The sequence below is a fragment of the Saccharomonospora azurea NA-128 genome, from assembly GCF_000231055.2.
GTDB lineage: Bacteria > Actinomycetota > Actinomycetes > Mycobacteriales > Pseudonocardiaceae > Saccharomonospora > Saccharomonospora azurea.
Map to the genome: position 1 here is coordinate 3,011,794 of NZ_CM001466.1, position 23,835 is coordinate 3,035,628.

Consider the following 23,835-nt stretch of genomic DNA (forward strand, 5'->3'; position numbering starts at 1 on the left):
ACTCAGCCACCTCCGAGCGCGGCGGCGATGGCTGCGCGGCCGATCTCGGCCGCCACCCGGCCGCCGGTCGCCGCCAGCCCGTGGTCACCGCCGGACTCGACGATGACCGCGACGGCGACCTGCGGGTCGTCGTGCGGGGCGAAGGCGGTGTACCAGGCGTGCGGCGGGGTGCTCTTGGGGTCGGACCCGTGCTCGGCCGTGCCCGTCTTCGAGGCGATCTTGAGCGACGCGTCCTTGCCTCCGCCCTGCGTGTTGGCTTCCGAGGCGATCATCATGTCGGTGAGCACCTCGGCGTTGGCGGCGGACATGGCGGCGTCGCCGGTGAGCTCCTCCGGCGAGAACTCCTCGATCTCCGACAGGTCGGGGGCCAGCAGCTTGTTCACGAGCCGCGGTTTCATGGCCACCCCGTCGTTGGCGACGGTGGCGGAGAGCAGCGCCACCTGCAGCGGCGTCATGCGGACGTCGCGCTGGCCGATGCCGGTCTGGTAGAGCGCGGCGTCGCTTTCCATCTCACCGAGGTCGGAGGGCACGACGCTCATGGGAATGGCGAGGTCGTCCATACCGACACCGAAGTTGGCGGCGGTCGCGCGCATCTTCTCGGCCCCGAGTTCGGCCGCGATCTCCGAGTACGCGGTGTTGCAGGAGTAGGCCAGCGCGTCCTTCAGCGTGTTGCCGGGGCAGGTCTGGCCGTTGTAGTTCTCCAGCGTCGTGGACGTGCCCGGGAGTGTGACTCGCGCGTCGGGGGTGACCTTGGTGTCGGCCGATGCACCGTTTTCGAGGGCAGCCGCCGTCGTCAGGATCTTGAACGTCGAGCCCGGCGGATACGTCTCGCGGATCGCCCGGTTCAACATCGGGTTGTCCGGGTCGTCGGTGTAGTTCTTCCACGCCTCCTGCTGTTCGGGAGTGACGTGGGACGCCAGGTCGCTGGGGTCGTACGACGGGGTGGAGACCATGGACAGGATGTCGCCCGTCTTCGGGTCGAGCGCGACGACGGCGCCCTTGTACCCGCGGTCGGTCATGATCTTGTACGCCGCCTCCTGCACCGCGGGCTGCACGGTGAGCTGGACGTTGCCGCCCCGCGGATCACGGCCGGTGATCATGTCGCTGAGCCGCCGCACCAGCAGCCGCGAGTCCGAACCGTTGAGGAACTCGTCGTAGGCCGCTTCGAGGCCGCCCGCGCCGTACACCACGGAGTAGTAACCCGTCACCGGCGCGTACATCGGCCCGTTGAGATAGGTGCGGCGGTAGTTGAAGGTGCTGTCGGTGGGCTTGACGCCCGCCAGGACCTGGCCCGCGTCGTCGGAGGTGATCTTGCCGCGTTCGCGCGAGTACTCGTCGTACAGCACGCGGTTGTTGCGGCCGTCGGTGCGGTAGTCCTCGGCCTTCACGACCTGGATGTACGTGGAGTTCGCGAGCAGCATGGCCACCATCACCAGCATGGCGACGCCGACCTTGCGTAGCGGTGTGTTCACGGACGCCTCCCCTCTTCGGGCGGCTGGGGCTGCGCCGGCCCGAGCGGCCCGGGCTCGGCCGGCGGGCGCTGCACCATCACCGTGTGCGCCTCGGCCAGCGGAGCCTGGGGTACGGGCTTCGGCTTGGCGGGTTGTTGGGGCCTGCGTGCGGCGTCGGAGATCCGGAGCAGCAGCGCCACCAGAGCGTAGTTGGCGAGCAATGACGATCCACCCGCCGAGAGGAACGGTGTGGTGACACCCGTCATCGGGATCAGCTTCGTCACACCACCGACGATCACGAACAGCTGCATCACGATCGCGAACGACAGGCCACCGCCGAGCAGCTTGCCGAACGTGTCACGCACGGCGAGCGCGCTGCGCATGCCCCGCATGGCGAGCAGCAGGTAGATGACCAGTATCGCGCTCAGCCCTACCAGCCCGAGTTCCTCGCCGAGCGCGGCACTGATGAAGTCGGTGTGCGATTCGGGCACCGTGTCGGGGCGGCCGAGCCCCAGCCCGGTGCCGAACATCCCGCCCGTGCCGAGACCGAAGAGGCCCTGTGCGATCTGGTAGCCACCACCGGCGTCGTGGTAGGTCTCCAGCGGGTCGATCCAGTTTGCCACCCGCTGCTGCACGTGGGTGAACAGCGAGTACGCGATGATGCCGCCGACGGCGAACATGCTCACGCCGAGCACCACCCAGATGATGCGTTCGGTGGCGACGTACAGCATCACCAGGACGATGCCGAAGAACAGCAGCGCCGTACCCAGGTCCTTCTCGAACACCAGGATGCCGAGGCAGGCCACGGCCGCGATGATGATCGGCCCGAGGTCGCGCGCTCGCGGGAACTCCACACCGAGCACCCGCTTGCCCGCGGTCATGAAGAGATCCCGCTTCGACACCAGGAACGACGCGAAGAAGATCATCAGCAGGATCTTGGCGAACTCACCGGGCTGGATCGAGAAGCCGGGGAGCTTCAGCCACACCTTCGCGCCGTTGACCTCGGACATCGAGCTGGGCAGCACCGCGGGCAGGGCGAGCGCCACGATGCCCACGAGGCCGCAGGTGTAGGCGTAGCGGGTGAGCTTGCGGTGGTCCTTGATCAGGATCAGCACGGCGAGGAAGAACGCCAGCGCGACGACGGTGAAGAGGACCTGACGCGGCGCGTGGGGCGCGTACTCCTGACCCCGGGCGAGCGCGACCCGGGCCTCGGCGAGGTCGATCCTGTGGATGATCACCAAGCCGAGCCCGTTGAGCAGGGCCACGCACGGGAGGATCAATGGGTCGGCGTAGGGCGCCCACCGCCGCACGGCGACGTGGGCGACGCTGAAGATGGCGAGGTACGCGAGCCCGTACCAGAGCACCGACCAGGACAGCTCCTGCTCCTGGTTCGCCTGCACGAGGACGAACGCGAACGTCACGATGAACGCCGAGAACGCCAGGAGGAGGAGTTCGGTGCTCCGCCTTGTCGGCAGCTCACGCGGCGGGTTCGTGGTGTACTGAGCCGCCGCGCTGGGGGTACCTGCGGGCTGCGCCATCAGTTACCGCCTGAGCTGGGCGCCGGGCGGCAGTCCACGCCCGGACGCTGCCCGCCCTCGTTCCGTCCCGCAGTCGTGTCGGTCGGTTGACCCGCGTCGGAGTCCGGCTTCGCCCCGTCGGACGACTCGTGCGACGCGCCGCCCTGTTCGACCCCGCCGAGCCCGCCGCCCTGGGCCTGGTCGGACTCGTCGTCGCAGATTTCGAGCAGGTTGTTGCGGCGCAGCGTGTTGAGGTACTGCCGCGCGTCCTCGAGGCCTTCGCGCTTGACGCCGTTGGTCACGGCGGCACGAGCGTCCTGCTGGAGGTCCGACAGGCGCAGCGGCTCGCACAGCGACGCGTTGGGCGGGCACGAGTTCTCGGCCTTCTTCTGCAGGTCCAGACCGAGAATGCTGCCTGGGACACCCTGGTAGACGACGACCTCGTCGTACTCGTCGACGCCCACGTAGTACTGCCGCAGAACGAAGTACCGGGTGGCGAACGCTGCCGCGGCCAGCAGCACGAGAGCGAGTCCGAATGCCAGGAGCAGGCGGACCCGCTTACGCCTCTTGGCTTTTGGGTCGGGAGGTGTCTCCAGCTGTTCGGTCTGCGTGGGCTGCGGCGGCGGGGGCGGCGCGGTCAGCGCCCGGGCCCGAGCCGCCGGGGAGTCGCCCTGCGGACCTTCGTCGGAGCCGTCACCGGCCGCGCCCCCGACGATGGGGGCGTCCTCGCCGAAGTCGACGTCCACGACGTCGGCGATGATGACCGTCACGTTGTCGGTGCCGCCGCCCTTGAGCGCCAGCTCGATCATCCGGTCCGCGCACTCCTGAGGGTCGGGAATGCGCAGCGCCTCGGCGAGCGTCTCGTTGCTCACCATGCCCGACAGCCCGTCGGAGCACAGCAGGTAACGGTCGCCCGCGCGGGCTTCCCGCACCGTGACGCTCGGTTCGACCTCGTGGCCGGTGAGCGCCTTCAGCAGCAGGGAACGCTGGGGGTGGGTCGCCGCCTCCTCCTCCGTGATCCGCCCTTGCTCCAGCAGCTCGTTGACGAAGCTGTCGTCGCGGGTGATCTGGGAGAACTGCCCGTTGCGGAGCAGGTAGGCACGCGAGTCGCCGACGTGTACGAGACCCAGCCGGGAGCCGGAGAACAACACCGCGGTGAGCGTCGTCCCCATCCCGTCGAGGTCGGGATCGTTGGCGACCAGTTCGGAGATCGCCTGGTTCCCCTGGTTGACGGCGTCGCGCAGCTGGGTCACCAGGTCGTCGCCGGGCTCGTCGTCGTCGAGGTGAGCCAAGGCGGCGATGACCACCTTGCTGGCCACCTCACCGGCGGCGTGGCCGCCCATACCGTCGGCGAGGGCGAGCAGACGAGGGCCGGCATACACGGAGTCCTGGTTGTTGGAACGAACCAGGCCCCGGTCGCTGCGGGCCGCATAGCGTAGGACGAGAGTCATGGGCGAAGCTCGATCACCGTCTTGCCTATCCGGATGGGGACACCGAGTGGGACTCGGAGGGGTGCAGTGACCTTAGCCCGGTCGAGGAAGGTGCCGTTGGTCGAGCCCAGGTCTTCGACGTACCACTCGTCGCCTCGCAGTGACAGGCGGGCGTGCCGTGTCGAGGCGTAGTCGTCGTCGAGGACGAGAGTCGAGTCGTCGGCCCGCCCGATCAGGATCGGCCTGCCGTCCAGGGCGATGCGCGTGCCGGCCAGCGCCCCGTGGGTGACCACCAGTTGCCGGGGCAGCTTGTTCCTGCCCCGTAGTGGCTTCTTCTCCTTGTTCCCGCGGCGGAGGCTGGGCACGTTGACCCGCAGCCCCGACGCCGCGTAGAGGTCCGAGCGCACCACGCGCAGCGCGGCGAACACGAACATCCAGAGCAGGACGAGGAATCCCACTCTGGTGAGTTGTACGACCAGCTCTGGCACCGGTTGTGTCAGCTCCCGCCTTCTCGCGCCCAACCTCTGGCGCCCATCGTCGTACGACCGTCCGCCGTGCGACTCATCGGCTCCACAGGTCACCCCGTGTGGCCGTCATTATGCGGGACACGCGTGTGGTTACCGTGCGGGACGCCGAAAGTCGTCGGTGGTCGGTCGGCTCCGCTCGTCGGACGCTCGCCGGACTCAGCCCTGGGTGCGGAACACCAGGGAGGAGTGGCCGACCCTGATCACGTCGCCGTCGGCGAGCTGCCAGGTCTGCACCGGCGTGCCGTTGACCGTGGTGCCGTTGGTGGAGCCGATGTCGGCCAGCGTGGCGCTCTGCCCGTCCCACGTGATCTCGAGGTGGCGGCGGGAGACACCGGTGTCCGGCAGCCGGAAGTCCGCGTCCTGACCGCGGCCGATCACGTTGCCGCCCTGCTTCAGCGAGTAGGTCCGGTTGGAGCCGTCGTCGAGCTGCAGCATCGCGCTGAGCGGCCGGTTCGCGGGAGGCATGCCACCGGGGTAGCCGCCCTGCTGCGCGTAGGGGTCGGCGCCCGGCGCGGGAGCCTGTGCGGGGTAGCCGGCGGGCGGGCTCGGCGGCGCCGCGTAGCCCTGGTCGTAGGCGGGCTGGCCGGTCGGCGTCGGCTGACCGTATCCCTGGTCGTACCCGGGCTGGCCGTAGCCCTGGTCGTAGCCGCCGGGCTGACCCGGCTGACCGTAACCCTGGTCGTACCCCGGTTGCCCGTAGCCCTGGTCGTACCCAGGCTGGCCATAGCCCTGGTCGTAGCCCTGCTGGCCATAGCCTTGGTCGTACCCCTGCTGACCGTATCCCTGGTCGTAGCCCTGCTGGCCGTAACCCTGGTCGTAGCCGCCGGGCTGGCCGGGTTGGCCGGGTTGACCGTATCCCTGGTCGTAACCGGGCTGTCCCTGTCCGTAGCCGTACTGGCCCTGCTGGCCGTACGGGTCACCCTGGTCGTATTGGCCGTAGCCGCCGGGCTGGCTCATTGGTCGGTCTCCTGCGTCGCTCATTCGTGCCGACCGCGTGAAAGTCCCGGCGTCATGTGCCTTGACGTCCGGGTCGACGGTCGAGCGGGTTCTGAACTTTCCAGTATGCAGCGCCTCGTTGCGCTCTAGCGAAACTACGACGTCACCATAGGTGTCCCAGCCGTGCTCAGCGAGATGCTCGGACACGGCTTCGGCGAGCATGCGGGTGACCCGCTGCCCGTCCGCCGCCATGCGGTCGTAGTCCTCGGCGCCCAACGAAACGACGTAGTGGTTGGGTGCGAGCTTGCGCCCGCCCGCGAGGTCTCGGACGTTGTCCTCACACTCCCGCTCCAGTTCCAACGCCACTTCTTGCGTGACGACGTTGCCACCGAATATTCGCGCGAAGGTATCTCCCACGAGGCTTTCGAGGCGCCGATCGAAGCGCTGCACGCGTCCCACCGGGACTACCTCCTTCCACGTGTACCTTCGGAGCCGATCGTATCGGGTTTTGCCGGTGAAACACGGGCCCCCGTGCAAGCCGTCCGATTCACCTTGCTACTCTGTTCTCACTGTCGAAGTTGCTCGGGCGAGTGGCGGAATGGCAGACGCGCACGGTTCAGGTCCGTGTGTCCGCAAGGACGTGAGGGTTCAACTCCCTCCTCGCCCACAGAGAAGACGAACCGCCGCCGGGGAAGGTTTCCCGGCGGCGGTTCTGCGTTGGAGGGCTGTTAGAGGGCTGGTGGCCATGGCTGGTGGGAACGAACGGTGGTCGGCCCGCACCAGGGCGATCGTGGCGGGGCGGCCCTCCGGCCAGGGGCAGCCGATGAACGTGCCGATCGCTCCCGCGAGCATGCTGGGCCTGGAGTACGCCCGTGAGGACGGCACGCCCACCTGGGCGGCGTTCGAGGCGGCGCTCGGGGATCTGGAGGGCGGCGACGCCGTCGCGTTCGCTTCGGGAATCGCCACGGCGTCCGCCGTGCTCGACGCGCAGCGCGTGGGCGCCAGGGTGGTGGTGCCGCGGGACAGCTACGCGGGCACCCGGAGCCACTTCGCGCACGAACAGGACGCGGGTCGGATCGAGGTCGTCTCGGTCGAGCCCGGTGACACGGGTGCGTGGCTCGACGCCGCGGCCCGCGCGGACCTGCTCTGGCTGGAGTCGCCCACCAACCCGAGCCTCCACGTGACCGACATCGCCGCGGTCGCCGCGGCGGCGCGTGAGCTGGAACACCGGCCGACGGTTGTGGTGGACAACACCTTCGCGACGCCGTTGGGGCAGCAGCCGCTCTCACTCGGCGCCGACGTGGTGGTGCACAGTGCCACCAAGTTCATCGGCGGGCACAGTGATCTGCTCCTCGGGGTCGCGGTGGCGGGCGATCCCGAGCGCGTCACCGCGCTGCGGCAGGCGAGGACCCGGCTCGGTGCGACTCCGGGTGCGCTCGAGGCGTTCCTGGCGTTGCGGGGACTGCGCACGCTTCCCGTGCGCTTCGCCGAGGCGTCGGCGACGGCGGCTCGGCTGGCGCAGCGGCTCGCGGAACATCCCGCGGTGAGCCGAGTGCGGTATCCCGGGCAGGGAGCGATGCTCGCGTTCGACGTGGCGGACGCGGAGAGGGCCGACGAGGTCTGTCGGGCACTGCAACTGGTTCAGCACGCCACGAGCCTGGGTGGCGTGGAAAGCACAATGGAGCGACGAGCGGCACGTCCTGGAGACGCGCATGTGGCCGCGGGGTTGCTTCGGTTGAGTGTCGGTTTGGAAGATCCCGAGGATTTGTGGGCCGACATAAACCGAGCGTTGTGTTCAGTGAACTGAACGCGCGCCTTCTTCCCTCCTTCGAGTAGTGGAATTGACGCCGTGTGTATGCTCCGCAACGACCGGTGTCTGATCTTCACCTGACTGGGTTTTCCCTTCCACTGTCTTCTTAGGAGACTCATGAGCAGCAGAAGAACGTTGGCCAGGGTCGGCGCGCTCGTGGCCGGAACGGCTACCGCCCTGTCCCTCGGCGCACTTCCCGCATCGGCGGAGGGTGCGAAGGCGGACATCGTCGGCGGGGGCGGCGAGAACGGGTACAACGTCAACCTCGGCCAGGGTTCTCAGAACATGCAGACCACGCTGTTCACGCTGAACATCGAGGGCGGCAACACGCTGCGCGCGTACTGCGTCGAAATCAGCGTCAGTGTGGACCCGAGCCGTTCGTTGTTCGAAAGCCCGTGGGACGAATTCCCGAACGCGGACTCCCCGTTCCACTCCAACCGCGACCGCATCAACTGGGTGCTGCACCACGGTTTCCAGGGCAAGAACCTCGACGCGCTCGAGGAGAAGCTCGTGGAGCAGGGTGTCGAGCTCCACAACGGACTGGACAAGCGGGAAGCCATCGCGGGTACGCAGGCCGCGGTGTGGCACTTCAGCGACGGCAAGGACATCGACCGGAACGACCCGTCGTCTTCCCGTGACGCCGGTGCGGACGCCGACGTGCTCGCGCTCTACGACTACCTCACCGGTGAGTCCAATGTGGGCATCGAGGAGCCCGCTCCCGCGTTGAAGGTGTCGCCGGAGACCGCCTCCGGTGCGGCGGGTGAGCGGCTCGGCCCGTTCACCGTGGGCACCACGGGCGAGATCACCGAGATCTCCACGGAGCTTCCCGAGGGCGTCACGCTGACCGACGCGGACGGCACGGAACTCGCCGCCGGTGACATCACCGACGGCACGGAAATCTACGTCGACGTCCCCGCCGAGGCCGAGGCGGGCGCGGGCGAGTTCTCGTTGAGCGCCACCGCGCACCTGGCCACCGGGCGCCTGTTCGTCAGCGAGGGTTACGACCGCAAGCCCGCGCAGTCGCTGATCGTCGCGTCGTCGGAGGACACCAACCTTTCGGCCAAGGCCGGTGTGGAGTGGAACGCCGCCCCGCAGCCGACCGAGCCGGAGGAGACCACCGAGACCCCGGCTCCGAGCGAGACGACCAGCGAGGCGCCGGCTCCGACCGAGACGACGCAGCCCTCGGTGAAGCCGCAGGCGGACTCCGAGGACCTGGCGCAGACCGGTGCGTCGCCGATGGTGCCGCTGCTCATCGGGCTCGGCCTCCTCGGTGCCGGTACGGGCGCGATCCTGTTGCAGCGTCGCAAGAAAAGCGCGTGACGCCTGGAGTCGTCCACTGAGATGATCGAAAGCCACCTCGCCCGCCTCGCGCGGGGAGGTGGCTTTCGTCGTTGTCGGAGGACTTTTCGTGTACGGAGTCGCGCCACCGGAGCGGCTGGGCGAGTTCCGGCTCGCGGACGGTCGGGTGCTGGGCTGGAGCGAGTGGGGTCCGCCGACCGGTCGGCCCGTGCTGCTGTGCCCCGGGGCGGCGACGAGTCGCCGGTTGGGGTTCGGCTCCGATCACGTGCACGAGCTCGGTGTGCGGTTGATCGGTCTGGACCGGCCGGGGCTCGGTGTGTCGAGCCCGGCGCCGGGTCGGACAGTGGGCCGGACAGTGGGTCGGACAGTGGGTCGAGCACTGTCGGACTTCGCCGGCGACGTCGAGCAGTTCGTCGAAGCTCGGTGCGGTGAGGCCCCGGTCGTGGTCGGCTTCTCGCAGGGGGCGCCCTTCGCCTTGGCCTGCGCCGTGGCGGGCCTGCCGTCGGCTCTGTATCTCGTCTCCGCCGCCGACGAGGTCGCCCGGTGGCACGCGGCGGGTGCGCTCGACGGCCACCTGGCGACCCTCGTGGACCTCTGCGCCCGAGACCCGGACGCGGCCTACGAGCGGTTCCTCGCCTTCGACGCCGACGCCGTGCACCGCATGGTGTTGGCGGGAAGTCCGGCCCGCGACGCGGCGGTGTACGCGGAACCGGTGTTCGACGCGGCCTACCGGACGGCACTGGCGGAGGGGTTCGCGCAGGGGCCACACGGTTACGCCACCGACACCCTGGCCGCGATGCGTCCGTGGCGGCTCGATCTCGACCGCGTGTCGTGCGCGGTGGAACTCTGGTACGGCGACGAGGACACCGGCCATTCCCCCGACAACGGGTGCACTCTGGCCGACCGTATCCCCGGCGCCGTGCGTCGCGTGTTGCCCGGGGAGGCCGGTTCGGTGCTGTGGACGTGCGGCGAGGCGCTGCTGCGGCGGATCGTGACCTGACTCGTTCCCGCGTGGAGCGCGACCGTTAGTGTTCACCCCTCGTCGCGGCAACGAGCACGATCTGGTCGGGGGTTTTCCATGGAGTTCCGGGTTCTGGGCCCGCTGCAGGTCGTCGACGGGGACCGGGAGATCACCGTTCCTGCCGGGCGGCTCCGCGTACTCCTCGCCGCTCTGGTGTGCAACGCGAACCGCGTGGTCTCGGTCTCCGAGCTGGTGTCGTACCTGTGGGACGAACCCGGTCCGGGTGCGCACAGCACGGTCCGCTCGTACGTGCGCAGGCTTCGCGCGTGCCTGCGTGAGGTCGACCCCACCAGGGTGTTCGTGCGACTCCGCAATCCCGGCTACGTCCTGGACGTGGCGGACGACGAGGTGGACCTCCTGCGGTTCCGGTCGATCGTGGCGGCCGCGCACGAGATCGACGACCCGGCGAGGGCGGCGGAGGCGTTGCGGTCGGCGCTCTCGCTGTGGCGGGGTGAGCCGCTGGCCGACGTCAGGTCGGACGAGTTGTCGCGGTCGCTCGTGGCGGCGTTGGAGGAGGAGCGCACCCGGGCGATCGAGGACCGTGTCGACCGGGAGTTGGCCGCCGGGCGGCACGGTGCACTCGTCGGCGAGTTGACGGCGTTCGTCGAGCGGTATCCGTTGCGGGAACGGTTCTGGGGCCAGCTGATGCTCGCGTTGGCGCGGGGTGGGCGGCAGGCCGAGGCGCTGTCGGCGCACCAGCGCCTGCGAGCCATCCTGTCCGAGGAGCTCGGCATCGATCCCGGGGCCGAGGTGCAACGGATCCACGAGGCCATCCTGCGTGGGGAGGACCGCACCGCCGAGGCCCCGGCACAACTCGTGGGCGAGCTGTCCGTGCCCCGGCAACTCGTCGCCGAGTGCGCCGGGTTCGTCGGTCGGTCCGCGATGGTGGACGAGCTGGTGCACTGGCTCACGAACTCGCGGGGCCGACGGCTGTTGGTGCTCAGCGGGCAGCCGGGTGTGGGGAAGACGGCGCTGGCCGTGCGGCTGGCCCACCACGTCGCGGAGCACTTCGCGGACGGGCAGGTGTTCGTCGACCTGCGTGGTTTCTCGGGCCTTGCCACAGCGGAGCCCGCCGACGTGCTGTTGCGAATCCTGCGCGCCTTCGGGGTCCCGGCGGCGGGTGTGCCGGACGGCGTCGACGCTCGCGGCGCGCTGCTGCGTTCGCTGGTGCGTGGGCGTCGGGTGTTGTTCGTGCTGGACGACGCGGCGGACGCCGGCCAGGTGCGGCCCCTGCTGCCCGGCACCGGCGAGTGCGCGGTGATCGTCACCGCGAGGTACGCGCTGTCGGGTCTGGTGGCGCTCGACGAGGCGCGTGGCGTGCGGGTTCCCGCGCTGAGCACCGCCGAGTCGACGGTGCTGTTGTCGCGGCTGCTCGTGGGGCGCGGCGACGGCAGCGACGAGCTGAGGCAGCTTGCGCACGCGTGCGGTGGGGTGCCGCTGGCCCTGCGTCTCGCGGCGACGTCCCTGGCGACGCGGCGAGGAGTGTCTGTGCCGGAGCTGCTGAACTCCCTGACCGAGCACGGGCCCGAGCTGTTGACGGTGCCGGGGGACGACCGGGCGAGTGTGGGTGCGGCGTTCGAGCGGTCGCTGGCGGCGTTGTCCGGACCGGCGAGGCACACGCTGCTGTTGACGAGTGTGCTGCCGGGGCCCGAGTTCACGGTGCAGGCCATCGCCGCGCTGGCCGAGTGCGAGACCGGACACGCAGCGCAGGTCGTGGCGGAGTGGGAGGAGGCCAACCTGGTCGCCTCGCCCGGCCCGCGACGACACCGGTTGCTCGACCTGGTGCGGGCGTGCGTCCTGCGGGCCGGTGAGCGGGAGTTGCCGGGGCGGGTACGGGCCGCGGCGGCGAAGCGGATCACGGAACACTACGTCCACACGGCCGTGCGCGCGGGCAAGTTCGTGCGCCGGGCGCCGCTGCACCTGGGGCTGCCCGTGCCGTCGGATCGCGTTGCCACGGTGCGGTTCGACGACCTGCGGGAGGCCCTGGCCTGGTACGAGGCCGAACGCGCGAACCTCGTCGCCGTCGTCCGGGAGTCCGAGCGTCGCGGCTGGCACGCCTACGCGTCCGCGCTGCCGATCGTGCTGTGCACGTTCTACGTCCTGCGCAAGCACTGGTCCGATTGGGAGGAGACCCACGAGGTCGCGCTGCGGGCTGCTCGGCGCAGCGAGGACCGCCGAGCGGAGTCGACGGTGTTGCACCGGCTCGGCGCGCTGTACAACAGCAGCCAGGAGTACGACGCCGCGTTGCGGGCCAACAAGGCGGCGATCGCGATCGGTGAGGAGATGGCCGATCCGCGCCTGGTGGCGACGGCGCTCACGGGGCTGGGCACCACCTACCGCGCGCTCGGGAGGTTCACCGAGGCGAAGCGGTGCTACGAGCGGTCGCTGCGGTTGCATGCGGAGACGGGCAATCCCTACGAGCGCCTCGGGCCGCTGGTCAACACCACGCGGCTGTACGTGCAACGCGGCGAGTTCGACAGGGCCCTCGCCTGCGGCAGGGAAGCGGTCAAGGTGGCCAAGGCGTACGGCTCGGCGAGTCATCCGGCGGTGGCCTGGCGCGATCTGGGCGAGGTCTACCTGGCGGCGGGGCGGCGCGACGACGCCGTGGACGCGTTGCGCAAGGCGGTGCGGCTGGCCGGGTCCGCCGGCGACGTCGTGACGCAGGCTCGCAGTCGGCAGTTGCTCGCCTCGGCGGGAAGTCCTGCGCTGGTCGACGCGGTGGAGTGACCGCGTGGCACAGGAGTGTCACGCGACTGCACGCGCCCGGCGGCAGAGTGGCGGTCGCCGCCCGGGGGCCGGTTCGACGCGCTCCCGTCCAGCGGGGGAGCGAGACGAGTGTGACAGGCGCTGATCGGGGGTTGTGACGGCCTGCTCGTCGCGATGCCGGGCGCCCGTGTGGTGGAGGGGAGCGGCGTGGGTGCCGGTGGACCAGCTGTACCGCTCGCGGAGCAGTGCCCGTTTCGCGAGCGGTACGAGCGGTCGGCCGGTGCCTCGGCGCTACCGCGCGAGCTCGGCGAGGCGGAGGTAGGAGTCGAGCTGGGCGCCGCGGTCGTAGGTGTTCAGGGTGACGAGGATTTCGTCGGCGCCGGTGCGTCGCACGACGTCGGACAGTTCCTCCCGCACTGCCGCGGGCGTGCCGAAGACGTGTCTGTCCAGGACTTCGGCGATCTTCCTCGACTCGCGTTCGTTCGGCGTCGGGAGGGCCTCCGGTGAGCGCAGGGGTGGAAAGACTCCGTGGGTGCGTGAGTGCACGAGCGACCACGTCTCCGGCAGCAGCAGTTCGCGCGCTTCGGCCTCGGTGTCGGCCACGGCCACGGCCAGCGACACCACCACGTGCGGTCGCGTCCACAGCGTCGACGGGCGGAACTCGGCCCGGTACCGCTCGACGTGCTCGACCATGGCGTCCACACCGGACAGTGGAGCGATGACGAGGGCGAGTCCGGTCTCGGCCGCGATGCGGGCTCCCGCTCCGGTCGCCAGGACGAACGCGGGAATCCGCAGTCCCTCGGCGGGAACCGCGTGCACTCCCGGGTGGACGGTCGACTCACCGGCGAAGTACTCCAGCAGCTCCCGGATCCGCTCGCCGAACTGTTCGGCCTCGCGCTTGCCCGCGCCCAAGGCCTCACGCTCGCGGCGGGTGAACCCGACCGACCGTCCCAGTCCCATGTCGATCCGTCCGGGATGCAGCGCCTCCAACGTCCCGAACTGCTCGGCCACCACGAGCGGCCGGTGGTTCGGCAGCATCACTCCGCCCGTGCCGACGCGGATCCGGTTCGTACGCGAGGCGACGGTGGACGCGAGCACGGTGGGGGCCGAGCCGGCGATGCCGGGGACACTGTGGTGCTCGGCGACCCAGAACCGGTGGTACCCGCACTCCTCCAGCTGCCGGGCGAACTCGACCGTGTGCCGCACGGCGGTGGCCGGGTCCTCGCCGTGGCGTACGGGCGATCGGTCGAGCACGGACAGCGGCACCGGCCGGCGTCTGTCGTCCATGACCAGCTCCTAACGCCCCGTTCGATTCGAGTCCCCGGCCGGGCTTTCAGTGTGCCTGTGCGGCCTCGGCGAGTGCCAGTATCCTCCGGGCCTGTTCGACGTGGAGGTTCTCCACCATTCGACCGTCCACAGTGGCTACGGCGCGGCCCTCGGCCATCGCCTCCTCGAAAGCCGCGACCACACGCCTGGCGTGATCGGTCTCCGCCTCGGACGGCGAGAACACGCGGTTGCACGGTTCGAGCTGGCTCGGGTGGATCAGGGTCTTGCCGTCGAAGCCGAGTTGGCGGCCCTGGACGCACTCCGCCTCGAAGCCCTCGGTGTCGCGCACGTCGTTGTACACGCCGTCGAGCACGGGCTTGCCCGCCGCGCGCGCCGCGAGCAGGCACCACGAGAGGCTCGCCAGCAGCGGTGCCCGGCCCCGCACGGTCTCGGCGTGCAGTTCCTTGACGAGGTCGTTGGTGCCGAGGACGAGCACGGTCAGCGCGTCGGACGCGGTCGCGATCTCCTCGGCCCGGAGCACGGCCGCCGGGGTCTCGATCATCGCCCAGATCGTCGTGTGCTCCGGTGCGCCGGCGTCGGCGAGTGTCGCCTCGACGGCGTGCACGTCCGACGCCGAGCCGACCTTCGGCACCACGACGGCGTCCGGTCCGGCCTCGGCTGCGGCGCGCACGTCGGCGTCGTGCCACGGCGTGTCGAGGCCGTTGACCCGGATGGCGACCTCGCGCCGCCCGTACGGCGCCGCGGCCACCGTCTCGCACACGCGGCGCCGCGCCGATTCCTTGGCGTCCGGCGCGACCGAGTCCTCCAGGTCGAGCACCAGCGCGTCGGCGGCCAGGGTTGAGGCCTTCTGCAGAGCGCGCTCGTTCGCCCCGGGCAGATAGAGAACGGAACGGCGTGGCCTCACGGTGTCCTCCTCGTGCCGTGTGTGCGGCGAGCGACGTCCGTCCCCCGCCCTCGGGAACCCTACGACGAGCCGACCGTCGACCGTTCAGCCGCGTGTCACCCATACGGCCGCACCGCTCGACCGAAGTCGTCCGACCGCCCACCGACCGATCACCGACCGTTGGGCGCCGCCGATCGCAGGTACGGGCTGAAGACACACCTGACGCCCGTTTGCGCTGGTACTCAAGTCACGTGCCGTTTTCGACGCGGCACCGGCACACAGGCGGACTTCAGGGAGGCGGACTTCGTGGCGGTAACACCCGGGCATACCGCGACTACGAGTGGATCGAACGACGTTCGGTCGATCTCCGGTCGCGTCGGGCCCACTCTCGAACTTCCCGCCAATCCCGCTGCTCTCGCGAAGCGGGCCGCTCCGCTGCTGGGCTGGCAGGGGACCGTGCTCCCGCAGCTGACGCTGTTCGGCCGCCGCGTGTTCGTCGTGGCCCGGCTGCGCCCCGAAGCGCACGCCGAGCGCATTGCCACGGGCCTGCGGCCGATGACCGACCGGGCCACCGTGGCCACGTGGGCGTGGCCGGAGTTCTCTCGGACGGCTCCGCCGCCCGCCGTCCACATCGCCGGCGTGCTCGCCGTGGCCCGGCACTGGCGGACCGGGATGGCGGCGACGGTGCCCTTCGCCCGTTACGGCGAGGCGGCGATGGTGCTGCCGAGCGCGGCGACGTTGAGCCACGACTACGTGGACAACTGCCTGCCGAGGGCCCGGATGTACGGGCTCGGAGTGGTGGCGGCCGACGAGAACGCGAAGGTCGACCTCGACGTCACCTGTGGAGACGACCGCATCAACCTCGGCTCGGACGAGGTGTGGCGGTGGGTCCACGAGGTCGCCTACGAGCGGTTGCTCGCGTGCGAGGCCGCGGGATCGCTGACCTGATCACGTTCCGCTGCCGGGGTGTGTGCGGGCGGCTAGGGTCGGCCTCATGCGAGTTGTCATCGCCGGAGGACACGGCAAGATCGCGCTGCGGTTGGAGAAGTCGCTCGCCGCGAACGGCGATACGGCCGTCGGAATCATCCGCAAGCCCGAGCAGGCCGACGACCTGCGAGAACTCAGTGCCGAGCCGGTCGTGCTCGATCTGGAGAACGCGACCGCCGACGAGGTGATCGAGGTGCTGTCCGGCGCCGACGCGGCGGTGTTCGCCGCGGGTGCGGGGCCGGGCAGCGGGGTCGCTCGCAAGGACACCGTCGACAAGGGCGCGGCGGTGCTGTTCGCGGAGGCCGCCGAGCGGGCCGGGGTCCGGCGGTTCGTGCAGATCAGTTCGATGGGTGCGGGTCAGGAGATCGACGCCGAGGTCGAGGCCAAGGTGGGCGAGGTCTTCGCCGCCTACCTCCGGGCCAAGGCGGCGGCCGAGCAGGACCTGCGGCGGCGTGATCTGGACTGGACGATCCTGCGTCCGGGTCGGCTCACCGACGACCCGGGCATCGGCATGGTGCGGCTGGCCGACGACGTGCCGAGGGGCGACGTTCCGCGCGACGACGTCGCCGAGGTCGTCCGGCTCCTGCTGTCCGACACCACCACGTACGGCCGCACGCTCGAACTGACTTCCGGCAACACTCCCATCGCGGAGGCGTTGGAGCGGCTGTGACGCCGTCGGCTCCGCCTCAATCGATCGGGCCCAGCACGCGGTCGAGGTAGGCGTTGCCGAACACCCCGTGCGGATCGAGCTCGGCCCGCACGCGACGGAAGTCGTCGAACCGCGGATAGAGCTCGCGCAGGCGATCGGCGCCGAGTGCATGGAGCTTTCCCCAGTGCGGGCGGCCGCCCACCGCGTCGGCGATTTCGGCGAACCCCGCGAAGTACTCCTCGTACGGCATGCCGACGTACTGGTGCACGGCGATGTAGGCGGAGTCGCGACCGTACGCCGTGGAGAGCCAGACGTCGTCGCCCGCCGCGACCCGGATCTCCGCGGGGAAGGCCACCGGGTGCCGCAGCCGGGGCACCAGCGCGCGGAGTCCGTCGAGCACCTCGGGCAGCCGCTCTCGCGGCACCGCGTACTCCGACTCGACGAACCGCACCGCCCGCTGGGTGGCGAACACGCGATGAGCGGTGTCGCTGTAGCGGCGAGTGGACAATGCCGACGAGGCGAGCGCGCCCAGGCTGGGAACGAGCCGGGGGACGGCGCGGCCCAGGCGGCAGAGAGCGCCGAACGCGGCGTTCTCCATGAGCGTGTAGTCGACGAACCGGCGGACCGCCGACAGCGGTCGGGCGACCGTGCCGGGCGCGCATCGGGTGTTGCGCTTGACCAGCGCGTTGCGGCCGTAGGGGAACCAGTAGAACTCCACGTGGTCCTCGGTGTCGGCGAGGTCGTCGAAGGACGCCAGAATCCGGTCGAGAGGCAGTGGGCCTTCCTGTGTCTGGAGCACGAAGGCGGGCTCGCAACGCAACGTCACGGTGGTGAGGACGCCGAGAGCGCCCAGGCTCACCCGGGCGGCGTCGAACAACTCCGGCCGCTCGTCCGGTGAGCAGCGGACGAGGGAGCCGTCGGCCGTCACGAGTTCCAGGGCCGCGACCTGGGTGGCGAGTCCGCCGAACGCGGCGCCGGTGCCGTGGGTGCCGGTCGAGATCGCGCCCGCGACCGTCTGCGCGTCGATGTCGCCGAGGTTCGTCATCGCCAGGCCCAGGGCGTCGAGCAGTGCGTTCAGGCGCCGCAGCGTGGTGCCCGCGCGGACGGTGACGAGGCCGGTGTCCACGTCGGCCCTGACGAGGCCGGACAGAGCCCCGAGGTCGAGGGCGTCGCAACCCGGGTCGGGCGCGGCGACGGGAGTGAACGAGTGGCCGCTCCCGACGGGGCGGACGCGCCCGCCGCGCTCGGCCACGTCGGCGACGACGGCGCGCAGTTCGTCGGTGTCGGACGGGCGGTGGATCCGGCGTGGGTGCGCCGACGCGGTTCCCGCCCAGTTCGTCCACGGTGTCACCCGGGCCTCCTCAACGTTGCCGCCACGATAGGTGAATGAGATTCGCGTTCACAAGATTCCTGCCGTAACGTTCGCCGGGTGAACGCCATCTCCGCCGTCCCGTACGACCGCGCGACCCGGGACCTCGACCCGCCGCTGGCCGTGGTCGACCTCGACGCCTTCGACGCCAACGCCGATGACCTTGTGCGGCGGGCCGGTGGAGTGCCCGTTCGCGTCGCGAGCAAGTCGGTGCGCTGCCGGGCGCTGCTCGAACGCGTGCTCGCCAGACCCGGCTTCGCGGGCCTGCTCTGCTACACCCTCCGCGAGGCCCTCTGGCTCCATGCGTCGGGCACGTGCGACGACCTGGTGGTCGCGTACCCGACCGCGGACCGCGCGGCGCTGCGCGAGCTCGCCGCCGACGAGGGCGCCCGGCGCGCGATCACCGTCATGGTCGACTCGCCGGAACAGCTCGACCTCGTGGCCGACACCCTCGGGCCCGAGCACCCGGAGCTGCGGGTGTGCGTGGAGTTCGACGCGTCGTGGCGCCCGGTGCCCGGCGTCCACGTCGGAACCCGCCGGTCTCCCGTGTTCACTCCGCGGCAGGCGGCGCGCCTCGCCCGGCACATCGTCGATCGGCGAGGCTTCCGGCTGGTCGGCGTGATGGGCTACGAGGGACAGATCGCCGGTCTGCCGGACGGCGACGCCGGTGTCGGGGGAGCGCTCGTGCGCTGGATGCAACGGCGTTCGGAGGCCGAGCTCGCGCGACGGCGCGCCGACGTGGTGTGCGCGGTGCGGGCGGTCACCGCGCTGGAGTTCGTCAACGGCGGCGGCACGGGCAGCCTCGAATACACGCGCACCGACCCCTCCGTCACCGAACTGACCGCGGGGTCGGGACTCGTCGGACCGGCGCTGTTCTCCCGGTACCGGCGGTTCTCGCCGCGTCCGGCGGCGCTGTTCGCCCTCCCGGTGGTGCGCAGGCCGAACCGCCGGACCGTCACCCTGGCCGGAGGCGGATACGTGGCGTCCGGTCAAGCGGGAGCCTCGCGGTTGCCCTTGCCCCACCTCCCGCGCGGATTGCGACTCCTCGCGGTGGAGGGTGCGGGCGAGGTGCAGACACCCGTCACCGGGCGCGCCGCGCGACGGCTCGCCCTCGGGGACCGCGTCTGGTTCCGCCACGCCAAGGCGGGTGAGCTCGCCGAGCACTTCCCGGAGTACCACCTCGTGTCCGGGAACCGGCTCGTGCGCACCGTGCCGACCTATCGTGGCGAGGGACACTTCTTCGGCTGACACCGATGAGTTCGGGCGGGCGGCGTGGTCGGTATCGCCGACATCGCCGGTTCTCTCGAAGGGGTGGTTCCCATGGCGACCACGCGTGCGCTCAGGTTGTGGATGCAGGTTTCGCTCGACGGCTTCGTCGCCGGCCCGGGCGGTGAGTTCGACTGGCCGACGTACGAGAAGGAACTGCACACCTTCGCCGTGGAGCAGGCGGGCGACGTGGGCGCGATGCTGTACGGCCGCAAGGTGTACGAGGGCATGGCCGCGTACTGGCCCGATCCGACGCGCTACCCCGGTGCCACCGAGCTGGATCTGCGGTACTCGGAGATCTGGAAGCGCGTGCCGAAGTACGTCTTTGCCACGTGACGGTCATTCACCGAACTTGCCCGCCAGGTAGCCCTTGATCAAAGCCTTGGTCTCGTCGATGACGGCCTGGTCGCCCTGGGGGTCGAGGCGGAACGCGTAGTTGAGCAACCCGTCCGCGGCCTCCACGGCGACCGAGATCGGCAGGGTCGCCTCCTCCGGCGGCACGTTGACGTGGGCGGTGAGCAGGCCCGTCAGGGCGTCGATGATGACGCGGTTGTTCGTGCGCCCCTCGTCGAGCAGCTGCAGGTCGACCACGTCACCGAAGTGCACCGTGGAGAATCCCGGCACCTGGCGGTGCATCGTCAGGTAGATGTCGAGCAGCGAGTCGACGACATCCCACCAATGGTGTGGATCGAGCGTGCCGAGCCGCTCGTTGACGGCGGCGATGAACCGCTCGAGATTGCGTTGGGTCAACGCCTGCACCACGGCCCGTTTGTCCGGGAAGAACTGGTACAGGGACCCCACCGCGACTCCCGCGCGCTTGGCGATGAGCGTGGTCGTCAGTCCTTCGTAGCCGATCTCGTCGAGCAGTTCGGCGCTCGCGTCGAGCATGCGCTCGACCCGCCTGGCGCTGCGTTGCTGGACCGGCTGTCGGCGGAGAGGTGTCGCCGCCTGCGTCACCGATTGGTTCTCGGACACGTCGTGCTCCTTGCTGTGCAGGTCAGCGACTTTATCGCGTCCGGATCGGCGTTCACCGTCGAGTGAATGCCTTGTGCCACAAGGAAAAAGGTGCACACACGGGACCGTGGGCCGGTGCCTGTCGGGGGGAGGGGGAGTGCACGGCACCGGCCCACGGTGTATCGGGGCCGCACCACGGGCGGGGTTCCTCGCGGTGTGCGATGTGGAGTTGTGCAGCTGGCTCCGCGGCGGCTCAGTCGCCGTCGTGGAGCGGGGAACCGGCGGCCGAGCTCGTCACGCTCGGGGGTACGCACGACCCGGCCGCCGGCGATCGAGTCCGCCCTGAGGCGGAGGAACGGGGAGGGGTCCGGGTCACCGGCCCGCGCCTCCCACGAGCGCGTGTTTCCCGCTCGGCGGTGTCGGCACACGCCGCGGTTGGTCGGGCACCGGGGGCGCCGCGCTGGAGGCGGCCGACACGCCCGGGCCGGCCGCCCGGCGAAGCCTCCGGGTCCGACGGGAGTCCTGGAAGTGCGCGAGTCCACCCGCCACCAGGTGGTCGTGGGCGACCTGCCACACGGAGCACGGCGCCTTGCAGCGGTGCCAGCGAGTGGAGCACGTCGGGCAGTCACCTCTCTCGTCCGGCTCGTGGGCCGAGAGCATCACCCGCCACCCCTGGGTGAGACGGGGCAACTCGGAACGCGCCGCCGAGATCAACGCCGGGGAATCCGCCTCGTTGGCGAGTTCGGCGAGCATGTCGAGGCGCTCCCACACCGCATTGCGGAGTACCTGCCCGAGAATTTCGTCCACCTGGCCCTCACCGTCGCCTTCCCGCCAGTTCGGCGGCTTCGTTCAGTGCGGCCCGGAGTTGGCCGAGCTGGCCGGCTGACAGCCGCGCCGTCTCTCCGGGCGGTCCGACGAGGACCACCTCGTCGTCGTCCACATACACCGTGAGACACCGGTCGCGGCTGATCAGATCTCCGCACTGCACGCGCCAGACCACCTGGCCGCCTTCGTACCGTCGTCCCGAGTCGAAGTAGGGCGCTGTCCTGCTCGGCGGCGTGATGGCCCGGCGCGTGGGCTTCCCGGAACCACGGAGGGCGGACACCGTGTCGGTCCCAGCAGCACCTGCTGTGATCGAGTGCACGTCCACCACGCCCTTCGTCTGTTCCGTCGTTCGCGGTTGTTCCTGCCGGGGAGACCTCGTGACTGCGGACCGTGTTCGGTCGGCCACGCATCTCCTGCACCTACCTTGCGGTGAAAAGAACGGGGTGAGAAGCCTCGGTGCGCCCGCCAGCGGCGACCGGCCCGAGTGGAACGCCGAACGGTCGCGGGAGTTCGGTTCGACCGATCAAACGCCCACATTCGGGTTTCGCACGGTTCAATGGGCGTTGCTTACGCTGCACACCGACGCCCGACGGGACTGTGGAGGGGCGGACATGGACGCCAACGAGGACGCGAAGCAGGGCCGCATCAACCCGGAGGTCTGGGAAGCCCGCGACATGCGTGACGCCCTGGCGAACCGCAACATCAGCGAGGTCTACCGGCAGCTCCGGATGCACGGCATCTCGCAACGGCAGATCGCCGCGATGACCGGCCAGTCGCAGTCCGAGGTGTCGGAAATCCTCAAGGGCCGCCAGGTCATGGCCTACGACGTGCTGTCGCGCATCGCCAAGGGTCTCCGCATCCCGAGGGGATACATGGGTCTCGCCTACGACGAGGCCACGCAGAACCAGGTCGTCGGCGACGGCGACGAGCAGCAAGCTGAGGAGGACGAGTCCGTGAAACGACGGAAGTTCCTCGCACACGCCGCCCAGGTCACAATGGGGGCCGCGGTGTTCGGCCCTGCCTCCACGGCGTGGGCGTCGAGCCCGGGTAGGACTCCGGCACCGGGGCGGATCGGGATGACGGACGTCCGCCAGGTGGAGGCGGCGACCCGAGCACTCCGGGCGTTGGACTACCAGTACGGCGGCGGCTTCTGTCGCGATGCGGTGGTGGCGCAGCTGTCGTGGGGCCAGCAGATGCTCCAGGCCAGCGGCTCGGAGAAGGTCAAGTCGCGGTTGTACGTGGCGTTGGCCGACCTGCACAGCCTCGCGGGGTGGACGTCGTTCGACATCGATCTCGTCGATTCGGCGCGCAACCACTTCGCGCAGGCGCTCGAACGGGCGAAGCAGGGCGACAACCACCCGCTCGTCGCCAACATCCTCTATCGCATGGGCCGGGTCTACCTGCACCAGGACGCGCCCAACGACGCGTTGAAGCTGTTCCAGCTCGGACAGCTCGCCGCGCAGGAGTCGGGGTCGGAGCTCGCGGTCGCGGTGCTGTGTGCCAACGAGGCGTGGGCCTACGCGGCGATGGGCAACGCCGAGCAGGCGATGAAGCTGCTCGGGCGGACCCGCGACGAGTTCCAGCGCGCCGACGTGGCGAACGCCGAGTCGTGGGTCCGCTTCTTCGACGAGACCGACGTGCACGCCATGATCGGCACCGTCCACACGACCCTGGCGCAGCAGGCCGACCCGGCGCACACGCGCTACGCCATCCCCGCGCTGCGCAGGGCCACCGACGCGTACGGCGACGACATGGCGCGCAGCAAGACCTTCAGCCTCAGCATGCTGGCCACCAACCACATGCTGGAGGGCGACATCGACCACGGGGCGAAGATCGGGAGCAAGGCGCTGGACTGCGCGGAAGGGCTCAAGTCCGCCCGCGTGAAGAAGCGCATGGAGCCGTTGCGGCAGGAGGCGCTGCGGCGGAGCAACAACAGCGACGCCCGCGACCTCGCCGAGCGGATGACCGAGTTCTTCGCCTGAGCGTGGCCGGCTGGGACGGGGCGTCGGCGCCGTCGGACGGTCGGTTCGCGGGTCCCGCACTGGATGCCGTGGTGCGGGAGGTCTGCGCGCTGCTGGGGTTGGACCATCGGGACGCGGAGTTGCTGCGCTTCACCAACAACGCCGTGTACGAGCTGCGCCGCGAGCAGGCGGTGGTGCGCATCGTCGGCTCGCGTGCCCTGCGGCGCCGGGCGCACACGGTGGTCCGCGTGGCCCGGCACCTGGCCGAACACGGTGTCCCGGCCGTCCGGCTGTTCGGTGATCTGCCACAGCCGCTCCGCGTGCGCGGACACGTGGTCACGGTGTGGCACCGCGTCCGCCCGGCCGGGCGGACCGCGACCCCCGCCGCCCTGGCGGAGCTGCTCCGGGCTGTGCACGCCGTCCCGCCGCCGGACGACCTTCCCCGCTGGTCGCCGTTGAGGGACGTGCGGGGAAGGATCAGGGACGCGGAGGAGCTGACGGCGGCCGACGAGCGGTTCCTATGGGAGCGGTGTGAGCACCTCGAACAGCAGTTGGCGGAGCTGGAATTCCCGCTGCGGCCGGCTCTGGTGCACGGTGACGCCCACCTCGGCAACGTGATCGTCGGTGAGCGCAACCCCGTCCTGTGCGACTTCGACTCCTCGTGCGTGGGTCCGCCGGAGTGGGACCTCGTTCCCCTGGCGGTGGGGCACGAGCGGTTCCGTGACGCACCCGCCCGGTACCTGCAGCTCGCCCGGCACTACGGCTTCGACGTCCGCAGCTGGGAGGGCTTTCCCGTGTTGCGCGCGGTACGGGAGCTGAAACTCACCACGAGCGTGCTGCCGATCGCCCGGAGTCGCCCCGCCGTGCGGGCCGAACTGGCACGCCGACTCGCTGATCTGCGCGGCGGTCGTTCCGGCACTCGTTGGTACCGGTACCGCTGAACAGCCGCATTCGCCT

The 23,835-nt window shown here is 70.4% G+C and carries 21 protein-coding genes and 1 tRNA gene; 11 read left to right on the forward strand and 11 right to left on the reverse strand.

The window, feature by feature from the left end; genetic code table 11:
- Positions 1 to 2: 2 nt before the first annotated feature.
- The 5 genes from SACAZDRAFT_RS13630 to SACAZDRAFT_RS13650 all read right to left on the reverse strand — a co-directional run bounded on the left by SACAZDRAFT_RS13630 (position 3) and on the right by SACAZDRAFT_RS13650 (position 6,320).
- Entirely contained in the window at positions 3 to 1,472 is a 1,470-nt protein-coding gene (locus SACAZDRAFT_RS13630) for a peptidoglycan D,D-transpeptidase FtsI family protein (protein ID WP_005442623.1), read from the reverse strand.
- Positions 1,469 to 2,989 carry an FtsW/RodA/SpoVE family cell cycle protein gene (locus SACAZDRAFT_RS13635; RefSeq protein WP_005442625.1) on the reverse strand — a complete coding sequence of 507 codons (1,521 nt, stop codon included), beginning with the start codon at positions 2,987 to 2,989 and terminating at the stop codon, positions 1,469 to 1,471. The genes SACAZDRAFT_RS13630 and SACAZDRAFT_RS13635 overlap by 4 nt, the downstream gene beginning before the upstream one ends.
- Positions 2,989 to 4,419: a Stp1/IreP family PP2C-type Ser/Thr phosphatase gene (locus SACAZDRAFT_RS13640; protein ID WP_005442626.1), complete on the reverse strand. Its 1,431-nt coding sequence runs from the start codon at positions 4,417 to 4,419 to the stop codon at positions 2,989 to 2,991. Before SACAZDRAFT_RS13640 ends, SACAZDRAFT_RS13635 begins: the two co-directional genes overlap by 1 nt.
- Complete coding sequence (locus SACAZDRAFT_RS13645) at positions 4,416 to 4,886, reverse strand: FHA domain-containing protein FhaB/FipA (protein WP_005442645.1); 471 nt, start codon at positions 4,884 to 4,886, stop codon at positions 4,416 to 4,418. Before SACAZDRAFT_RS13645 ends, SACAZDRAFT_RS13640 begins: the two co-directional genes overlap by 4 nt.
- A gap of 195 nt (positions 4,887 to 5,081) precedes the next feature.
- The gene (locus SACAZDRAFT_RS13650) at positions 5,082 to 6,320 is read right to left on the reverse strand and encodes a DUF3662 and FHA domain-containing protein (RefSeq protein ID WP_005442646.1); all 1,239 of its coding nucleotides are present in this window, start codon (positions 6,318 to 6,320) and stop codon (positions 5,082 to 5,084) included.
- 125 nt (positions 6,321 to 6,445) lie between these two features.
- On the opposite strand from SACAZDRAFT_RS13650, the gene SACAZDRAFT_RS13655 reads away from it, so the two are divergent.
- The 5 genes from SACAZDRAFT_RS13655 to SACAZDRAFT_RS13675 all read left to right on the forward strand — a co-directional run bounded on the left by SACAZDRAFT_RS13655 (position 6,446) and on the right by SACAZDRAFT_RS13675 (position 12,718).
- Positions 6,446 to 6,528, forward strand: a tRNA-Leu gene (locus tag SACAZDRAFT_RS13655).
- 78 nt (positions 6,529 to 6,606) lie between these two features.
- Positions 6,607 to 7,668, forward strand: coding sequence for a trans-sulfuration enzyme family protein (locus SACAZDRAFT_RS13660; protein ID WP_005442647.1), 1,062 nt, complete (start codon positions 6,607 to 6,609; stop codon positions 7,666 to 7,668).
- Positions 7,669 to 7,788: 120 nt separating this feature from the next.
- Positions 7,789 to 8,991, forward strand: a complete 1,203-nt coding sequence (locus SACAZDRAFT_RS13665; protein ID WP_005442648.1) for a thioester domain-containing protein — start codon at positions 7,789 to 7,791, stop codon at positions 8,989 to 8,991.
- Between the two features lie 88 nt (positions 8,992 to 9,079).
- Positions 9,080 to 9,970 carry an alpha/beta fold hydrolase gene (locus tag SACAZDRAFT_RS13670; RefSeq protein WP_005442649.1) on the forward strand — a complete coding sequence of 297 codons (891 nt, stop codon included), beginning with the start codon at positions 9,080 to 9,082 and terminating at the stop codon, positions 9,968 to 9,970.
- A 78-nt stretch (positions 9,971 to 10,048) separates the two neighbouring features.
- Positions 10,049 to 12,718 (forward strand): AfsR/SARP family transcriptional regulator, encoded by a 2,670-nt coding sequence (locus SACAZDRAFT_RS13675; RefSeq protein ID WP_005442650.1) that lies wholly within the window; start codon positions 10,049 to 10,051, stop codon positions 12,716 to 12,718.
- A 270-nt stretch (positions 12,719 to 12,988) separates the two neighbouring features.
- Here the strand turns inward: SACAZDRAFT_RS13675 and SACAZDRAFT_RS13680 are convergent, their stop codons facing one another.
- The gene (locus SACAZDRAFT_RS13680; protein ID WP_005442651.1) at positions 12,989 to 13,984 is read right to left on the reverse strand and encodes an LLM class flavin-dependent oxidoreductase; all 996 of its coding nucleotides are present in this window, start codon (positions 13,982 to 13,984) and stop codon (positions 12,989 to 12,991) included.
- A 46-nt stretch (positions 13,985 to 14,030) separates the two neighbouring features.
- Positions 14,031 to 14,888 carry an HpcH/HpaI aldolase/citrate lyase family protein gene (locus SACAZDRAFT_RS13685; RefSeq protein ID WP_005442652.1) on the reverse strand — a complete coding sequence of 286 codons (858 nt, stop codon included), beginning with the start codon at positions 14,886 to 14,888 and terminating at the stop codon, positions 14,031 to 14,033.
- A 285-nt stretch (positions 14,889 to 15,173) separates the two neighbouring features.
- Between SACAZDRAFT_RS13685 and SACAZDRAFT_RS13690 the strand changes: the two genes are divergently transcribed.
- Positions 15,174 to 15,815, forward strand: a complete 642-nt coding sequence (locus SACAZDRAFT_RS13690; protein ID WP_005442660.1) for a hypothetical protein — start codon at positions 15,174 to 15,176, stop codon at positions 15,813 to 15,815.
- A 46-nt stretch (positions 15,816 to 15,861) separates the two neighbouring features.
- A complete protein-coding gene (locus tag SACAZDRAFT_RS13695) occupies positions 15,862 to 16,524 on the forward strand; it encodes an NAD(P)H-binding protein (protein ID WP_005442661.1) in 663 nt (220 codons plus the stop codon).
- A 16-nt stretch (positions 16,525 to 16,540) separates the two neighbouring features.
- Here SACAZDRAFT_RS13695 and SACAZDRAFT_RS13700 read toward each other — a convergent pair whose 3' ends face one another.
- Positions 16,541 to 17,854 (reverse strand): D-arabinono-1,4-lactone oxidase, encoded by a 1,314-nt coding sequence (locus tag SACAZDRAFT_RS13700; protein ID WP_005442662.1) that lies wholly within the window; start codon positions 17,852 to 17,854, stop codon positions 16,541 to 16,543.
- A gap of 78 nt (positions 17,855 to 17,932) precedes the next feature.
- Between SACAZDRAFT_RS13700 and SACAZDRAFT_RS13705 the strand changes: the two genes are divergently transcribed.
- Both SACAZDRAFT_RS13705 and SACAZDRAFT_RS13710 read left to right on the forward strand, forming a co-directional pair.
- Positions 17,933 to 19,120, forward strand: coding sequence for an amino acid deaminase/aldolase (locus SACAZDRAFT_RS13705; protein WP_005442663.1), 1,188 nt, complete (start codon positions 17,933 to 17,935; stop codon positions 19,118 to 19,120).
- Between the two features lie 72 nt (positions 19,121 to 19,192).
- Positions 19,193 to 19,474, forward strand: a complete 282-nt coding sequence (locus SACAZDRAFT_RS13710) for a dihydrofolate reductase family protein (protein ID WP_232286271.1) — start codon at positions 19,193 to 19,195, stop codon at positions 19,472 to 19,474.
- Between the two features lie 3 nt (positions 19,475 to 19,477).
- Here the strand turns inward: SACAZDRAFT_RS13710 and SACAZDRAFT_RS13715 are convergent, their stop codons facing one another.
- The 3 genes from SACAZDRAFT_RS13715 to SACAZDRAFT_RS23830 form a co-directional block, all read right to left on the reverse strand.
- On the reverse strand, positions 19,478 to 20,113 hold the full coding sequence (locus tag SACAZDRAFT_RS13715) for a TetR/AcrR family transcriptional regulator (RefSeq protein ID WP_005442665.1): 636 nt from the start codon (positions 20,111 to 20,113) through the stop codon (positions 19,478 to 19,480).
- A 351-nt stretch (positions 20,114 to 20,464) separates the two neighbouring features.
- Positions 20,465 to 20,899: a hypothetical protein gene (locus SACAZDRAFT_RS13720; protein WP_005442666.1), complete on the reverse strand. Its 435-nt coding sequence runs from the start codon at positions 20,897 to 20,899 to the stop codon at positions 20,465 to 20,467.
- Between the two features lie 7 nt (positions 20,900 to 20,906).
- Positions 20,907 to 21,245 carry a hypothetical protein gene (locus SACAZDRAFT_RS23830; protein ID WP_005446196.1) on the reverse strand — a complete coding sequence of 113 codons (339 nt, stop codon included), beginning with the start codon at positions 21,243 to 21,245 and terminating at the stop codon, positions 20,907 to 20,909.
- Positions 21,246 to 21,528: 283 nt separating this feature from the next.
- Between SACAZDRAFT_RS23830 and SACAZDRAFT_RS13730 the strand changes: the two genes are divergently transcribed.
- Entirely contained in the window at positions 21,529 to 22,899 is a 1,371-nt protein-coding gene (locus SACAZDRAFT_RS13730) for a helix-turn-helix transcriptional regulator (protein WP_005442668.1), read from the forward strand.
- A gap of 2 nt (positions 22,900 to 22,901) precedes the next feature.
- Entirely contained in the window at positions 22,902 to 23,819 is a 918-nt protein-coding gene (locus SACAZDRAFT_RS13735; protein WP_005442669.1) for a phosphotransferase enzyme family protein, read from the forward strand.
- Positions 23,820 to 23,835 lie beyond the last annotated feature (16 nt).

Coding starts and splice junctions, on each gene's coding strand:
- SACAZDRAFT_RS13635 (WP_005442625.1), bottom strand. CDS start 2,989: ATGGCGCAGCCCGCAGGTACCCCCAGCGCGGCGGCTCAGTACACCACG.
- SACAZDRAFT_RS13640 (WP_005442626.1), bottom strand. CDS start 4,419: ATGACTCTCGTCCTACGCTATGCGGCCCGCAGCGACCGGGGCCTGGTT.
- SACAZDRAFT_RS13660 (WP_005442647.1), top strand. CDS start 6,607: ATGGCTGGTGGGAACGAACGGTGGTCGGCCCGCACCAGGGCGATCGTG.
- SACAZDRAFT_RS13665 (WP_005442648.1), top strand. CDS start 7,789: ATGAGCAGCAGAAGAACGTTGGCCAGGGTCGGCGCGCTCGTGGCCGGA.
- SACAZDRAFT_RS13675 (WP_005442650.1), top strand. CDS start 10,049: ATGGAGTTCCGGGTTCTGGGCCCGCTGCAGGTCGTCGACGGGGACCGG.
- SACAZDRAFT_RS13680 (WP_005442651.1), bottom strand. CDS start 13,984: ATGGACGACAGACGCCGGCCGGTGCCGCTGTCCGTGCTCGACCGATCG.
- SACAZDRAFT_RS13695 (WP_005442661.1), top strand. CDS start 15,862: ATGCGAGTTGTCATCGCCGGAGGACACGGCAAGATCGCGCTGCGGTTG.
- SACAZDRAFT_RS13710 (WP_232286271.1), top strand. CDS start 19,193: ATGGCGACCACGCGTGCGCTCAGGTTGTGGATGCAGGTTTCGCTCGAC.
- SACAZDRAFT_RS13730 (WP_005442668.1), top strand. CDS start 21,529: ATGGACGCCAACGAGGACGCGAAGCAGGGCCGCATCAACCCGGAGGTC.